The organism is Natrononativus sp. DTA114 (assembly GCF_059736515.1).
In genome coordinates, this window is sequence record NZ_JCASSN010000006.1 from 83,923 (window position 1) to 101,694 (window position 17,772).

At 49.7% G+C, this 17,772-nt stretch carries 8 protein-coding genes; 7 read left to right on the forward strand and 1 reads right to left on the reverse strand.

Features of this window, described 5'->3' with window-relative positions; translation table 11 throughout:
- Positions 1-164: 164 nt before the first annotated feature.
- The 7 genes from AC6I6S_RS19230 (at position 165) to AC6I6S_RS19260 (ending at position 16,608) form a co-directional block, all read left to right on the forward strand.
- On the forward strand, positions 165-3,413 hold the full coding sequence (locus tag AC6I6S_RS19230) for an ATP-binding protein (RefSeq protein ID WP_497952447.1): 3,249 nt from the start codon (positions 165-167) through the stop codon (positions 3,411-3,413).
- The gene (locus tag AC6I6S_RS19235) at positions 3,410-4,033 is read left to right on the forward strand and encodes a DUF7680 family protein (RefSeq protein WP_497952449.1); all 624 of its coding nucleotides are present in this window, start codon (positions 3,410-3,412) and stop codon (positions 4,031-4,033) included. Before AC6I6S_RS19230 ends, AC6I6S_RS19235 begins: the two co-directional genes overlap by 4 nt.
- A 2-nt stretch (positions 4,034-4,035) precedes the next feature.
- Positions 4,036-6,888: a DUF1156 domain-containing protein gene (locus AC6I6S_RS19240; RefSeq protein ID WP_497952450.1), complete on the forward strand. Its 2,853-nt coding sequence runs from the start codon at positions 4,036-4,038 to the stop codon at positions 6,886-6,888.
- Between the two features lie 466 nt (positions 6,889-7,354).
- On the forward strand, positions 7,355-10,237 hold the full coding sequence (locus tag AC6I6S_RS19245; protein ID WP_497952451.1) for a DUF1156 domain-containing protein: 2,883 nt from the start codon (positions 7,355-7,357) through the stop codon (positions 10,235-10,237).
- A gap of 79 nt (positions 10,238-10,316) precedes the next feature.
- Positions 10,317-11,219, forward strand: coding sequence for a hypothetical protein (locus AC6I6S_RS19250; protein WP_497952452.1), 903 nt, complete (start codon positions 10,317-10,319; stop codon positions 11,217-11,219).
- A gap of 565 nt (positions 11,220-11,784) precedes the next feature.
- Positions 11,785-15,498 (forward strand): SNF2-related protein, encoded by a 3,714-nt coding sequence (locus AC6I6S_RS19255; protein WP_497952454.1) that lies wholly within the window; start codon positions 11,785-11,787, stop codon positions 15,496-15,498.
- A gap of 84 nt (positions 15,499-15,582) precedes the next feature.
- Positions 15,583-16,608, forward strand: a complete 1,026-nt coding sequence (locus AC6I6S_RS19260; protein ID WP_497952455.1) for an HNH endonuclease — start codon at positions 15,583-15,585, stop codon at positions 16,606-16,608.
- Positions 16,609-16,677: 69 nt separating this feature from the next.
- Here the strand turns inward: AC6I6S_RS19260 and AC6I6S_RS19265 are convergent, their stop codons facing one another.
- A complete protein-coding gene (locus AC6I6S_RS19265; protein WP_497952456.1) occupies positions 16,678-17,436 on the reverse strand; it encodes a hypothetical protein in 759 nt (252 codons plus the stop codon).
- Between the last annotated feature and the right edge of the window lie 336 nt (positions 17,437-17,772).

The following is a 17,772-nucleotide window of genomic DNA, read 5'->3' on the forward strand; positions in this document are numbered from 1 at the left end:
ATGACTCGAAAACAAGCCGGGAAGAGGAAAAGCCATGTTGGGAAGGATGGCTCACCTGGAATCGAGTTCACCACTGATTCTAAGGTTGTAAATGACGTCCAATCCCTTTCTAACACTCGAGGGCTGGAACCAGGTCATCAACCTGACTATGCCACGAAGCAAAAATGAGTTCAAGCGATTATCCAACTCTGTTTGATGCGTGCCAGCCTCGGGAAGATGTCCTAGAGGGGACTCTCCAAGAGGACCAATTTGCAGCAAGCCTCGCCACGGTCGCTCATTCACCGGAGGATGCAGCTCCTGTGTACAGCGACCCCGACAAATTCTTTGAGATGACCTATCCCACGGATGGGCTCCGAACGTTACTCAGTAACCTAACAGGGCGATTCCTCGCAGGGACAGAGCATGAGGGGAAGTACAACAGTAGCATCTTGTGCCTCGACACTCGATTTGGTGGTGGGAAAACACACGACCTTATTGCGTCATATCACCTCGCGACGGATCCCACAGCTATTGAGGGCCTCGATCGACATCTTCTCGAGGAGGACACAGATTTAGCAGATTCGTATCGCGAGGCAGCTGACGATGGTCTCCACACAGATACGGCGGTTTTCGTCGGTGGGAACGTCGATGCCCGTAATGCCCGAAGCGATCGTTCGGACCCTGACGCTCCGAATAGCCGAACGATGTGGGGTGAAATCGCCTATCAGCTCTACGGGCTGGAAGGATACGAGTATCTCAAGGAATACGACCAAGAGCGAAACGCTCCAGGGGGAAATACGCTGAAGGGACTATTCGACCTCGGTGATGGGCCTGCACTGATTCTCATAGACGAGATCGCAGCGTATCTCGAGGCTGCATCCGCTATTGAAGTTGGTGATGCGACACTCGCGAGCCAGACGCTAACGTTCGTCCTCTCACTGCTCGAAACGGCTTCGGAAGTCGACGAAGTCACCATTGTATACAGCATCGCTGACACAGCCTTCGAAGAGGAGGCAGAGGACGTCCGCTCGCTCATCAATGAACTCAACCAAATCGGCCGTCGGCAGCATAAGACGGTCACACCAACGTCCGAAAGTGAGGTTGGTAAGGTGCTTCAGCACCGGTTGTTCGAAGATATCAAGAGAGAGGAAGCCGAGGTAATCGCGAAATCGTACTTCCAGTATTACTCTGGTAGCGATCGGCAGTTCCCTCAGGAGGCTACTGATGCCAGTTTCGTTGATCGCCTCGAGCGTGAGTACCCGTTCCATCCCACGATCATCAATACCCTCACGGAAAAGATCGATACGATCCCGAAATTCCAGCGAACACGCGGTGCCCTGAAGCTTCTTGCTCGTGCCGTCTACTACCTCTGGAATCACCGCCCGGAACATTATGATCGGCACTGGATTCGATTGTACGATCTCACCCCTGCGGATAACGCGCCTGATGGCAGTATTGATGCCACACTCCACGAGACGCTGTTTGAATTCGTTGATCTGAGTGCCGCTGTATCAGCGGATATCTATAGCGAAGAGAATACTGCACACGCCCAGCTTGAGGATCGCAAATGGACAGAGAAGGGTATCCCTCAGCTTGGAAGCCACCTCACAACGACTGTCCTCTGGCACAGTCTTGCCTATGGGGAACAGGCAACAGGACTCACTCGAGCAGAGATGAACGCTGCACTCGGACATCCGGGAATCCGGTTTGATAACTATGACTCTGCATTGGGGGCGCTTGCCGGGGGTGATATGACTGTCGCCTGTTACTATCTCTACGACGAAGAGCGAGTTCGGTTCAAGTCTGATCCGAACCTTATTCGAATAATCGATCAACGTGTAGACAACACACCTGATGCTCAAGCCAGATCGCGCTTTGAAGATAAACTAGCAGATATAGATGGTACTGGTGCTTTCGAACCAATTCTTTTCCCCGAGTCACCGGCAGATCTGCCTGACAAGGTGGCCAAACCACAGATCGGTATAATGCATATGGATACAGCGCCGGTATCTGATGGTGGAGCAACCATCCCATCTAAGATCCAGACGCTGTATGAGAAAGCTGCTACAAAGCATGGTGGCCAGGTCCAGAGCAGGGTCTACAAAAATTACGTACTCTTTCTCGCACCAGACGAACAACGAATTAAGACAGGCATCCAGGAAGCACGGCAACTCGAGGCCATCGATGCTCTACTCGAAGACTCTCTACAAACTGCAGATCTATCGCCAGAACAAACTGAGGAACTCGACATACGTCGCGACGAGAAACGCGGATTACTTGGGGAACTCGTTCGCGGTGTCTACCGACATCTATACTATGTCGATCGGGATGGACTGACCCACATTACGATCAACGCGACCGAAGCCAACGGTGGGACGTCGCTCGTCAGTGCAGTTGAGGAGACTCTCGAGGACCGGCTGATCCGGGCAGATGCAAGTGCGAAGGGGACGGCCTTCTTCAAGCAGAAGCTCTGGCAGAGGACTCAGGACAGCATGACGACCCAGCAGCTTGTTACTCAATTCGCAAAGAAGCCTGGTCTCCCCTATCTCTTAAGCACAAAGCCGCTACGGAAAACGGTCGCACGAATGGTCGACGACTCCGGGTATGTCTACTGGGACGGCGAGAGCGAGAGCGGCTACTGGAACGGAGACGAAGATGCACAGGCAGTCAACTGGGACAAAGACATACCACTGGTCGAGTCACCCGACGTCCAAACGTCGATCCAGGACTCGAACGTGAGGATCGGCGATGAGTACGTCGTCTACACGGGCATCGAAGCGTTCCTCGAGGTACACAGTGATTCGCTCGAGGTACCCGAACAGGCAGAGCAAGATAACAATGATGACGGATCGAAGAATGAACTCAAGACTACCAGTGAAGGTGGCTCGAAGGGGACGGGTTCAGTTCAAAAGGGGATTGGAACTGAGGACGAACCAGCAAAGCCATCCGACTGGGATCATGCAACAAGTCTGATGGCCGCTTCCCGTGCATTCAAAGAAACTCGGGATAAAGGGATTTCAGCAGCAACATCGGAAAGTGATCCCGGCCTATCTCAGATAACAGTTGAAGTCGGGGGCGAGGACCAACTCTCGAAAGGATCGTTCATCGCCCAGCAAAGTGCCTTCAAGGACCGAGCTGACCACATCTCAGTCCGACTGCACTACGAAACAGCGTCATCTTCAAACGCGAAGTATGAGGCGACGTTTACAGGCGGCCTCGAAGAATTTTCTCGGGTAACGAACCAGCCCGATCCGTTTGGTGATACGGTTCGGATCGATCTGAAATTCCGTGTTAACCTAGCAGAGCCGGAGCCAATCACGGGCGACGAGAACGATCTGCTTGCAGAACTCGAGAATACTCTCGGACAGACAAATATAGACGTGAAGGTGCAGGCTCAAGGGCCGACCGAGACGGCTATAGAGGTCGAGCAATGACGTCGCAGTTGACACCAGAGGCCCCGTTGCCACCGTCACAGCGACAGACTGGAGTCGGTAGCAGTGTTTACGGCGGACGTCCAAATTTCGCGCTCGTTCGTCGCAGCGGCCCGGATGGGGGCACAGTAACACTGTTCGAACTACTGCCTGCAGATCAAGCGAATGTCCGAAATGAGCGCCTTGAGCGCTTGACTCCTAACCATCAACTCGTAGTCGATACTTTCGAGGAAGTGTTCGGTGAGTTGGACTGCCTCGAGGTCGACCACTGGGACTGGGAGGAGTGGACGGCAGTGAAGGTCAGACGGCTCTCTGGGAGTCGGCTGCGGTCGATCCTGCCGCTGATCCGCGAGACGCTTGATGCTGTCGAGATCGATGATTCGAGTGTGACGGGGTCTGGACCGGGGGAGGAATTCCTACCGGAGACGGCTGGAATACGGCTTACACTGGGCTTTCTCGGTATCAAACCATTCCAGCGTGTCGACCGGATGCGAGCGCTTTGTCAAGGTATCGCGCGGATGAGCGACGAGGAGTGTTACTACTGGCACGCGAAGTGTCGATCCCCCTCCAATTTGAATGGAGAGAAAGCACTCCGAACAATGCTGACGGACCACATTAAGTAAATATGGAAGAGTCTATTGAACCCAAAGAGGAGTTGAAACCACTAGCTATTGAGGGGAAACTTCCCTTGAAAGCAGTTGGTATCGAAAATCTCAAAGAAGCAAACCCGAAGCATATGCCGCCCAATCGATATATTCATCCTTGGTTTGCTCGTCGGCCCACTCCAGTATCACGATTAGCGATTTTAGCGTCAGTCCTTCCAAAAGATATATCATCAGATACACTGCTCCAGCTACTACAAATTGGCCCAAAAGAACTTGAGGACGGATTGGCGGAATATGTGGAGGAAAAGAAAGCTACTGAATCAGAACGGAGTGGAACTCTCGGTGAGCATTATGGTTATCCGCGCCCATTTACACAATCTCCTAACGAGAAAGAACTCAACGAACTCCACACAATTCTTAAAGAGCAATGGGACGGCGAATTGCCAACAATACTAGATCCCACAGCGGGTGGAGGGATAATACCGTATGAGTCGCTCCGATATATGCTCCCAACTAAGGCGAATGAGCTCAACCCGGTTCCATCAATTATCCTAAAAGCATTATTAGACTATGCGCCTACGATCGGCTCAATAGAACCGGAAGTGCATCATTGGGCTAACAAAATCAATCACCGAGCTTCAGACAATTTAGAGGAATACTTCCCAAGTAATGAACTAGGCCAGGAACCCGATGTTTATGTTTCAACATATAAGATTAAATGTCCTGAATGCAGTGGTGAAATTCCTCTAATACCCAAATGGACCATTAAATCTGGCGACGTATTTGTTAAACCTCATCCGAAAGAAAACGGATCTGTCAATTATGAATGTATCACCAATATAGACGATAGCGATCTCGACGATTTTGATCCTAATGATGGATATGTAGACCGAGGTGGAGAAGCAGACTGCCCACATTGCAATGTTGTCACCGAAGGAGAAGTCGTCAGAGAGAGGTTTAATACCGGAGATTATGAATATGAGATTTACTGCGTGAAGTATCAGGAGAAGAACGGTGGTTCTGGGTTTCGATCGCCTGTCGAAGAAGATTATGAAGCACTTGAATTGGCCGAGGACCGAGTCGAAACCGACTATGACCTCGCTACAATTTTGTCTACAGAACGATTTGCAGGCTACGCAGATCGATCTATAGCCTATGGAGTAACGGAACTTCGAGACTTTTTCTCTCCTCGACAACTCGTTACTCAATATGAGTACCTTCAGGCTTTTAATCACTACAAACCACAAATACGGGAAAGGTATGATGATAAGAAAGCAGAAGCTATTCTTTGTATAATTTCTCTCGCGTGTAGTAAACTAATTGACCGGAATTCCCGACTAGCGGACTGGGATACAAGTAAGGGTTACCCAAGTCGGGTCTTCAAAGGCAAAATTCTGGTGTTCACACGTGTGTTCACAGATAACAACCTGACGACAGGAACTATGGATTTCCAGTCGGTTCTTTCCAAAGTTATAGACTCCTATGAAGAGATAGTCAATTACCTTCCAGATGGCGCTCAACCTGCTGACATCACCACGATGGATGCGGCTAAATTATCCTACGGTGATGGAATTCAAGCTGCAATCGTTGACCCGCCTTACTATAGTAGTATCATGTATTCTGAACTAGCTGATGTGTTTTACGGGTGGTTGAAGGAGTATCTATACGATATCTATCCTGACCAATTCCAAGATCGGCTGACAAATAAAGAGGATGAAGCTGTAGCAAACCCAGAAAGATTCGAAGGGGTAGCCAGTGAATCTCAGTCGAAGAAAAAACTAGCCAATGAATTCTACGAGGAGAAAATGAGCGATATCTTCTCTAATATCTATGGGCAGCTCGATCCCGGGGGTGTGATGACGGTGATGTTTACACACAAGGAAACTGATGCATGGGATACTCTTGCAAAGTCACTCATCAACTCTGGCTTTATTATCACTTCTACTCATCCCGTTACAAGTGAAATGCCACAGCGTGCAAATATGCGCAGCAGCGCATCTGCCGACAGTACGTTACTACTCACCGGAAGAAAACCCTACAAAAATCCCAAATCTGAAAATACGATTCCCACTCTTTGGAGCGACGTCAGATCTGATACCCGAACAGCTGCGAAGGACGCTGCTCGTGATTTACTTACCTCTGGACTAAGCCTCACAAAAACAGACGTTATAATAAGTGCCTTCGGCCCAACACTACGTGTATTCGCCAACGCATACCCCGTTGTTGATAGTGAAGACAATGATATCCCACCACGACGCGCCCTTGAGGAAGCTCGTGAAGCAGTCACTCGAGTCTTAGTCGAGGAATATCTCGAGGCTGAAGGAATCGAAGACCTGGATGACATCACTGAGTGGTACATCCTCAGCTGGCTCGTGCACGAGTCCCAAACGTTCTCCTACGACGAAGGCCACCAGCTCGGGCTCGGTATCGGCGTCAACATTGACGAAATCAAACGGTCCACGAAAACCTGGCGCAAAAGCCGTGGTGATATCTCCCTCCGCGCCCACTCAGATCGCGTCCAGAACATCAATGAGAAGCCAGAGAACCGCTCGAGCCGTCTCCCCGTAAACCCTGATGATCTCTCCTTCAGCCTTGCACTAGACAAAGTCCATGCTGCAATGCACGTATACGACGTCCAAGGCGAGAGCGCTTGCTGTGACTGGCTCCGTGAGCGGAACTTCGACACTGACTCCACGTTCAATGCCACTCTCAAGGCGCTACTCCAAGTGCTTCCCCACGATCACGAGGACTGGGAACTCGCCCGGGATCTCGCTGCCGGACGGACTCGAGACGTGCTTGACCTCGATTATAGCCCGAACGTCTTCGCTGACGACGGTGATGAAACAGCACAGACCAAACTGACTGATCACTAAGAGGCGATACTCCAAATCCATCGTAGCTCATGGAAGAATCTTTGAGCGACTGGCGCTACGCAGATACGGCGTTTTTGCAGGAGCTTGTTCGCTCCCTCTATTGGGATTGCACAGCAGAACGGGAATTGAAGCAAAACGCTGGGACTGGGACGAGTGGATAGCAGTGAAAATTAGACAGCAGTCCGGGAATCGGCCACGATCGATTATCCCGCAAATTCGCAAAATACTCGATAGTGCTGGGATCGCTGGCTCGAGCGTAACGGACACTGAGGGAGTGAATAGTTTCTCCGAGAGACAGCTGGGCCCGGCTTTCTCGGTGTCAAACAGATCGGTCGGATGCGGATATTTGCCGGGGATCATAGGGATGAGTGACAAGGAATGCAATAATGGGTGGGCGAAGTGTTGGCTCTTCGAATCCGAACGGAGAGAAAGCACTTAGAACCCTACCAACAAACCATATTTAATCATGAGTGAACGGCCAATCCAGGATATAGATGAAGAGCCACTAAAACCGCTTGCTATAGAGGGAAAATTGCCACTCAAGCCGGTTGGTATTGAGAACCTCAAAGAGGCCAACCCTCAGTATTTACCTCCGCACCGATATCTTCATCCATGGTTTGCACGCCGCCCCACTCCTGCTGCTCGATTAGCTATTCTTGCGTCTATCTTGCCAGACGACACTGATTCTGATGATTTACTTCAGCTCATGCAGTTTGGGCCCAAAGAAGGGATTGAAGGAAGCATCGAGGAGTTCATAGAACGGAAAAAAGCAAGCGAAGAAAAGCGTGATGGGACCTTAGAAGATCACTACGGATATCCAAGGCCATTTACACGGTCTATGGATCCCTCTGAACTAGAAGATTTTCATGGCAAATTACGTGAATTTTGGGGTGGTGGATTGCCATCTGTGCTAGATCCTACTGCTGGAGGTGGAGTAATTCCATACGAGTCTCTTCGTTACGGTCTACCCACTTATGCGAATGAGCTCAATCCTGTTCCCTCTCTAATTCTGAAGGTCCTATTAGAATATGCACCAGATGTTGGCGACATTGAAGACGATGCGATGAACTGGGCTAACAAGGTAAATTCCCTTGTTGAGGAAGAGGTCTCTGATATTTATCCGAGTACCACGGAGTTTCAGACACCGTCGAACTATATTACAACATATACAATAGAATGTAAGTCATGTGGAACGGATATCCCATTAGTAACCCGATGGCGAATTCGAAGTGAAGCAAATGGGAACAGAGCAATAATTAAGCCTCACCGGGAGGCGAACGGCAGTTATGCCTATGAATTGCTAGTCTCACCAACTGAAAGTGAGCTGGATGATTTCGATCCTAGTGATGGGCCTGTATCTCGAGGTGGTAATGCAGAGTGTATGCATTGCCAAGTAGTGACAGAAAACGACGAAATAAAGCAGAAATTCCAGGAGAGGGACTACGAATACGAGACGTATTGCGTCAGGTATAGTGACAAAAATGGTGGTTATGGCCTTCGTGCCCCCAATAAACAAGATGAGCAAGCAATAGCTAAAGCGAAGGAAATAATCGAATCAGATCTATCGCTCTCTACATTCCTTTCTACACAGATCCCTGACGGCAACAAAACATCTGAGCCCCAAGAATTTGGAATTAATGAATGGAGGGGTCTATTTTCGCCACGCCAACTAATTACTAATCATGCCTATGTAAAGACAATTCAGGACCTAGAGCCACGTATTTATGAGCAACACTCTGAAAGGGAGGCAGAAGCTATCCTTACGCTTCTAACACTCACACTCAGTAAATTGGTTGATTTGAACAGTAGATTATCTGACTGGAATACGAGACAAGGATATCCAAACCCAACCTTCAAAGACAAAAACTTAGCGTTCAAGCGGGTTTTCGTGGAGAATAATCTGACAGTCGGTGGAATTGGGTATATGTCCTACTTTGAAAAGATATATGGGTCGTATAGGGAGCTCACGGACTATCTTCCAGAGGATACTCGATCTGCTTCATTAACTGTGGGTGACGCCGCTCACCTCCCCTATGATAACAATTCCATGGACGCGGTCATAGTGGATCCACCATACTACAGTAGTATCATGTATTCAGAGCTATCTGACTTCTTTTATGTTTGGATGAGAGAGTGTCTAAACAATGTCTTTCCAAACATCTTCGAGAGCGATCTGACAGAAAAGGGTGAGGAGGCTGTTGCTAATCCCGACCAATTCCGAGATATCGCAGGAAGCGATACCTCTACTAGAGAATTGGCTAAAAATCACTACGAAAGGAAGATGAGCGATATCTTCTCCGAGTTATTTAGAGTAACAGATAACGGGGGAGTTATGACTGTAATGTTCACTCATAAGGAGACAGACGCATGGGATACTCTGACCATGTCGCTTATAAAATCCGGCTTTGTTATTACATCCACCCACCCGATTACGAGTGAAATGCCACAAAGGGCGGGTATGCAAGGTAGTGCTTCTGCCGACTCCACACTGTTACTTACAGGAAGAAAACCTCACAAAGAGCGTGACGTTGAGAACACTACTCCTTCGCTTTGGAGTGATGTCAAATCAGACACACGATCGGCTGCAAAGGAAGCTGCTCGTGATCTTATTGACTCTAGACAGAGTCTCACTAAAACCGACGTCATCATCAGTGCGTTCGGTCCCACGCTTCGAGTTTTTGCTGATGCGTATCCGGTCGTTGATGACGAAGACAACGAGGTCCCACCACGACGCGCCCTCGAAGAAGCACGCGAAGCCGTCACTCAGGTCCTCGTTGAGGAATATCTCGAAGCGGAAGGAATTGAAGACCTCGACAACATCACTGAGTGGTACATCCTCAGCTGGCTCGTCCATGAGTCCCAGACGTTCTCCTACGACGAGGGTCACCAGCTCGGGCTTGGAATTGGTGTCAATATTGACGAAATCAAACGCAGCACGAAGACTTGGCGAAAGAGTCGCGGTGACATTAAACTTCGCAGTTACAAGGATCGCGTCCAGAATATTAATGAGAAGCCAGAGGACCGCTCAAGCCGTCTCCCTGTGAACCCAGACGATCTCTCCTTCAGCCTCGCTCTGGATAAGATCCACGCGGCAATGCATGTCTATGAGGTACAAGGAGAGAGTGCCTGTTGTGACTGGCTTCGTGAACGGAACTTCGACACCGACTCCACCTTCAAGGCGACCCTCAAATCCTTACTTCAGGTATTGCCCCACGATCACAAGGACTGGGAACTCGTACGAGACCTCGCAGCTGGAAGAACCCGAGACGTGCTCGATCTTGACTTTAGTCCAAATGTATTCACAGAAGAAAATGAGAGGACTGTGCAGCGAAGTATCAACGACTTCTAATTAGCTATTTCTGGTACTTCTATTTTATTAGAATTATAGCCAAAATGTATATTATACCTTGGTGGGAGGATTGCAGTAGATGTCAGCAGACACCAAGCTATACGATAAAAGAGCGGTCTCATTAGGCGGATATGGAAGCCTAGTCCCATTCCATGGACTTCTCACCTACGACAACGCTACCCCAGGGAGTTCGAGTTATGTTCCATTGCCAATGGGCCAAGCCACCCCAGAGGACGTAATAAATCAGATCGAGAAAGTAGAGACCCACCTCAAAGCCGACACTGGACAAGGAAGGCTATACTACAGCTACCACTGCTCAGATTTTGGATTCAACGGTAGTGGCCTTCAACAGCTGAGAGAAGACCTCCACAATCCGTTTTCCCTCGGAGAAGAACTCAAACAGACCCTCGAGTCCCAGTATGGGTGTGAACTCAATATGCACCGCCCTTGCTTTACTATCCTCACAGCAACCGAATATGGCTTTTTCTACCTACTTCTGCGTGGTGGCAAACGATACATAGACGAAGACCGCTCTGAGTGGGAAGTATTATATTATACGAGATGTGGCGTTCTCATGGATCAGCCAGTCTTAGCATGGCCAGACCTTGAGAATTTGCTCGAGAATGATGGCGGTCCAATCACACAGCAAACAACAGAAGTGAACTCTGCTTCACTTCGTGTTGATGAACAGATGCTCCAAGGCGTATACCCGTTAGAGCAATCAGAAACTGGAGACGCCGATATCATCGCTGCTCGCAACCCGTATTCAGGGAATAACATTAGCACACCTCATGAAGGTATCACTGAAGCCGTCGAACGAACTAACGATCTAACCTTCCGAATCAAGGGAGGGACCGTCGGATTCGAGGAAGAAGCCGAGTTTGTACCTGATAGTATGACTGCCTTCTGCCCTGAAGAAATCACCATGTGGGGCCACCCACTCGTTATTTGCTATCCGATGTGTACAGCTCGCTCTAATTGACCAAAGGAGCCCACCGCCTTTGATATTGCCCGTCAGAATCTCTTCACGACCCTACCGTTCAATATAGAACGGCATTCGTGACTGTATTGAGGTTCTCTCTCAGCAACAAACATCCATATTTTTGGTTATGAACTCCACATACTCCCACCATACATGCACATCTTCATCACACCCTCTCCCATATTCCGCCATACTTGTAAAATCACACATAATATGACTTGTGATGGGCCTCAATACACAACCATTCTGAAACGGATTTGACCTACGACTATCACCCGCAAAGATCCCAATTCGAAGACTGCGGCACCTCTCCAAACAGTGTATTGTTAAGTCCCCCCACTCGTTATTGAAGATATCCTGACTGATGGTTACCCTCACAGATCGCAACTGGGAGTCCATTTACGAGAGTCGACCCTCTGATACTGGCTCATATCTCATAGATGAATTCTACGTACCAGCGCTGAAGCGATGCGTTCGATACGATCGTATCGCAGGGTATTTTTCTAGTAGCGCACTCGCTATCGCATCAAAAGGCATCGATGCACTCCTCGAGAACGATGGCGAGATGCGATTGATCGTCGGCACTGAACTCTACACCACAGACCGGCCAATCTTCGAAGCCCTCAACGAACTCGGTGATTCACTCGAAGAACTCGAAGACGAGCAATTAAACGCACAACTCCAACTTCTCGCTCGCCTTCTTCGAGACGACCGTCTCCATATCAAAGTCGCAATTCCACGAAAAGGGTCGTGGCGTATCTTCCACCCCAAGATGGGTGTCTTCCATGATGACGAAGGAAATGCACTGTCGTTCGAAGGCAGCGTCAACGAGACTATCGGCGGATGGAAAAACAACTATGAGCGATTCAAGGTTCACCGATCGTGGAAGGACCAACAATCAACGTACGTCGATAGCGACGTAGACACGTTCAACCGACTATGGAAAGACGAACACCCCTACGTCGAAGTCTATGATCTTCCTGAGGCAATCAAAAGAGAACTCATAGACTGGAAGGATCCAGACTCCCAAGCAGAACTCACGGAGGCGGTCCAAATCGCTCGTGGGGAGGCACCTGTAACCGAACGGGATAAAGCGAATATCATCGCAGACGGCCACCTCTCTCCAGGTGGACTTGCACTGGCTGAAGACGCCAGTACGATCTCACCATGGCCTCACCAACGGGTTGTCTCTGACACACTCGTCAACACCTATCCAAACAGCTTCCTGCTTTGTGACGAGGTCGGCCTCGGGAAAACCATTGAGACTGGCCTAACCCTCTCACGGCTGAGCCTCACGGATGAACTTCAAACCGGGCTACTGCTCGTCCCAGCAAGCCTCACAATCCAGTGGCAAGAGGAGATGTGGGAGAAATTCAATCTGAATACCTATCGCTACGACCGGGGGAGCGACTATTCATACGCTTTCATCGACTCATTCGGACGCGAACACTCACCACCAGCGGAATCTGAACTCTCTCTTAGTGACGATGAAGCCAGCCAAGCATGGGTAGAAAGTCCTATCTGGCGCTTCCTTCACACGCAGCAAGATACAGACACCCCCAGCATCATCATCATGTCCTGGCACACAGCCCGCCTGACCGACCGCTGGAATCAGGTGGCACCAGAAGACAGTGGCCGGGTCCGAACTCGAGACGACGTCCCTGCAAGCTGCCGTGGGCGGCCTACAGAAAATCGAGAAGGAGTCTGGGATGCCGTGATCGTTGACGAGGCTCACAACGGACGAAAAGGGAGTAATTTCTACTCAATGCTGGAGCGGCTTCGAAATCATACGCAAGCATATTACCTCCTCACCGCAACCCCTATGCAGCTTAATACTGACGAGCTGTATGATCTGATGGCACTCTTGGACCTCCCTGGCCGATGGGAGAATAAGGAATCTTTCGTCGATTTCTTCCAAACGCGCCAGGCACTTCGAACGGGGCTACAGGAGGTCCTCGACGGAGACGGAACCTCATCAGGAGAGCCTTGGTCCGCCCAGGCGACGCTTGACGAACAACGATACCAAGACCGCTTACCGTCGAATCGATTGTCGGACCGTGTGTTCGATGCTGTCGCTGCAGAACTCGAGCTCGATGAGAATCAGGCACGGAGCATCGCCAAACAACGAGTGCTGAACGCCTGTGAGTTAGCTGCGGACTATGGTGAGCACTACGACGGCTACATTGAGACACTCGAGGAAGCACTCAATACGTATGATATCGATCCGTACGAGGCTCGCGAAGACGAGAAACTGAAGTACCTCTTCTACCCGGAGTGGAAAGCTGAAGAAGAATGGCTGATGTACTCGAGAAGAGATCAGCTGGATGCGTTAGACGAACTCAGCGATGCTGGGTGGCGGGTGGTTGAAGAGGTCTTTAGCGCATCGACCCCCGTTGATGCATTGATTCATCGCAACACGCGTGACACACTGAGAAAATACCGAGAGGCGGGCATACTTGACGAACGTGTCCCACGGCGGAAACCGGAAACTCGAGAGATTGAGTTGACCGATGACGCTCGGGAAGTCTACGACCGGATTCGGGAGTACACACGAGAGTTCTACAAACTCGCACAACAGTCCGATGACACCCAGACACAAGCAATCGGATTTGTGATGTCTACCTACCGACAACGACTCACCAGTAGCATCTATGCAATCTCTCAAAGCCTTCAGAACCGCCTCAGTACGTTGCGTACGCAGAAGGCTGTCGTGGAGGGGAAGCAACGCGCAAAAGAGCGCTCACACCACCACAGCGAGCAGCTGATTTTGGAGACAGTATCCAAACAAGGGCTAGGCGATGCTGAAGCGCTCGATGATTTGGAAGCGAATCTCGAAGACACTGATCTATCGGAGCTGATTCCGAATATGACTGATGAGGGGCTTCACTTGATCGAACGGGAAATCAATGAATTGGAATCCTTCGTGAACGACTTGCTACACCTTGATTCGGACCCGAAGATCAACCAACTCCTCACTGATATCGATCAGTTAGAGCGTGATGGTCACAATCGGGTCATTATTTTCACACAATACGCAGACACGATGGATTTCATCCGCGACAGGCTGACGTCAATCCATAGCGAGACAGTGGCCTCTTATTCTGGACGGGGCGGGGAGGTGTTCGACTCTGATACCAAGGAGTGGATCAGCGTCGGCAAAGAACATGTGAAACGGGAGTTCGCTGCTGATGATGGAACGATCGAAGTACTCGTATGCACAGATTCTGCGAGTGAAGGGCTGAACCTTCAGGAATGTGGGGCGCTCATCAATTACGAGCTACCGTGGAACCCAATGCGTGTAGAACAGAGAATCGGTCGTATCGACCGTATTGGGCAAGAATACCCAGAAATAAAAATCCTCAACTACCGATACAAGGACACAATTGAGACAGAGATCTATGATCGGGCAGATTCGCGAATCAACCTGTTCGAAAGCGTTGTCGGTGAGATGCAACCCATCCTCTCGAGCGTCAATCAGCAGATCCGAGCTGCTGCCCTCGAAGCTGATGACGATACACAAGCCGTACAACAAGCAGAAGAGGAGTTCGAGAAACAAATCCGTAACCAGGAACAAATCGATCGGGTTGATGTTGGAGAGTCGCTTGATTCCCTCGACAAACCGGTAGCCCAGGATATTATTGATGAAGCGAAACTCGAGGCCTGGCAGTCGTACGTACACCCAGACATCATCGATGTCGGGGATACCGAATACGCATATTCTGCCCCATATACGACTGATAGTCTCGAGGCAGTTCTCGTCGGCAATGAGCCACTTGCGGAGTTGGGAATAACGTTCACAGCGGTCAGCGAGTTAGACGTTGAGATGAGTCGTAACGAATCTGCTGCTGATTTCGGATACGAGCGCTCGACGTATCGACTTGACTGTGCCGACCTCGAGATCGACAAGCCTCACCAAGAGCAAACAATCGCCCAGACAATCGCACCAGATGAAAGCACAATTGCCGTTACGTTCTCTGCAGAGTGTGCGGATGAGTTCCCTTCGATACATTTTCTCGCGCCTGGAAACCCCATCCTCAGCCAACTACTAGCGAGAGTTAGCACGGAAAGCGATGAACCAGAGCGATTGACGAAACACAGAATGATGCGGACAGAACACGCTGGCTCACCAGTTATCTGTGGTTGGGGCCGAAATGGATACCTTGCGACCCTCGATCATGATGGGGACACTGATGAAAGTCTCAGCCATGATGTCTTTTCGAGCTGGTTCGAGAGTTTCACATCGAACCGCGATAGGGCCGATACCCTCCCGTCATCATAGCTGGCCTCGAACGGCCTGAGTAACGCCTGAGCGAAATTATGGTAAGCAACCAAGACTATTACCCAAGGAGCTCATGTTCAGTCAATGACGCAGCCAAACAACATCTTTCTTGCACCTTGTAGTCGAGAACAGAAGGAGGGGACGTATAGACACTTCCGTGACACGATTTTGGATGGTATTGATCCAAGCAACTACCCAGAGGCCCCAAATTTCGATACCGATTCAATCTCTGTGTGGGGGGTCGTTAGCGGGAACCAATCGGCGTGGCAAGCTATGCAACCGGGCGATAAGGTCCTGTTCTACACGAAGAAAAAGACGTATACGCATATCGCCACGGTCGTCAAAACACAGGAGAATCAGCGTTTGGCACGCAAAATTTGGACATCGTTCGATGAAGGTCGACGAGTCGCTGATATCAATGATGGATGGCCATACATATTCTACCTATCTGATGTCAAAGAGGTAGATATCTTCTCTCAAGAATTTCACTACGATATCGGCTGGAACACCTATTATCCACAGAGCTTCACACGCGTCATAGAAGAACGGAAAAAGCGGTTGGTCGACAAATACGGTAGTCTCACCGCGGCTCTCCGTGAACACGCACAAAGAGACCTCGGAGATGCACCAGCAGAACTCGAAAAAGAAACAGAGGCGCTTCTCGAGGAATCTCAGGTTGAACCAGAGCTGACAGAGTCTGAGACAACGTACACGACGACTCAACGTCGTAATCGATCCACTGCCTTTCGCCGTGCAGTTACGGAAGTCTACGATGCCACCTGCGCTGTATGCGGTTCACAGCGGCAGACTCCCGCAGGCAATCCAGAGGTTGAAGCGGCTCACATTTATCCAAAAAGTGAAAATGGCAGTGATGATATCCGGAATGGCGTTGCTCTCTGTAGGTTTCACCATTGGACGTTTGACTCTGGCTGGATTGGAATCAGTGACGATCACCGAGTGATTGTTAGAGATCAGCCAGGTTGCGAAACGTATGAGAGATTGAGTAGCCTCGAGGTTGAAACGATTCGGCTACCAGAAAAGAAGCTACACCAACCCCATCCGAAATTTCTGCGAGAACATCGGCGGATACATGGCTTTGAGCGGGTTTAATCTCCTCTGGGCTGTATGAGTGTTAATTCAGCCAATACGGAAACATCCAGTATCTGGAACCCACCCAGATCACTGTTCGGTTATATCGTATGTGATCTTCACAATATCTCCACTGTCCCAGGTGATGTTCGCAAACTCCCTTTCGAAGAACCTACGGCTTGCCTGAGGCCCGACAGTCGGCACATCTTCAAAACCAATTAACCGTTTGTCCTCAAAGGCATTTGAAAGGGAATCAATCTCCTCAACAGGGACTTTGGCAGCAGCTATTGGCTCCGTGTGTTCAGTCCCGGTTGGACCTTCGTATATGAGGGAGGATCGAAGTACGACAGTCTCAATTGAGAAGGGAAGTTGGCGCAAGTACTCTCCAAGCGTATCCTTCGATCCATCAACCTCACTCATCAAAACCATTGTAATAGTGCCGAAGACCTCACAGGTCTCTTCTTTCGGGATTAAAACGTCATCTCGCTTAAAATATTGGTCAACGGCATTATGATCCATATGGTATAGGTCTGTTGAAAAGAATAGAAAAGAACCGTTCAAATGGTAGTATCCGTTTGGAAGTTCTTCACTTTGGAGTAATACTTCGATGCGTAGGCGAAGTGATCGAGCCGCTGTACCACCACGGTTTGAGAGCTGTGCCAGAAAGGTACCCGCTTGATTTCCTGGAAGTCCGCCAGTTAGGAAGGATGCAGCTTGATCTTCCGAGTTTTCATTCTCGGGAATATCCGCAATGGAGTCAAGATCCTCTATGAATTTCCAGTGATTGATCTCCAATCGTGGTCGTTCCTGTGCTTCTCGCCATGATGCCCGACGTTCTTCTAGTGCCATTTGTCGGTCCATCAACCTCACTTGTTGACGTTGGGTACGGTGCTGATCGTAGTATAGTAAGACCAGTAACCCCGAAAAGACGAGTGATATGACCGCTTGGTTGGAACTTGCAAAAGCCATCGTCTGCGTGAGTGTCCAAGACGAAAACAGAAATACGTCAATTAAGAATAATAGGACAGCCAATCCAAGATAGCGGAGTGTAATGGGTAGATCCTGAAGTGGGTCCTCAAAAGTGAATTCGTCAATGTTTGGGCGTATTAGTATCGCAAATGCAACAAGATGCCAAAGAACGAACAGTAGCACAAATCCCACTGCCTCGGCTACCGTTGGGATTTC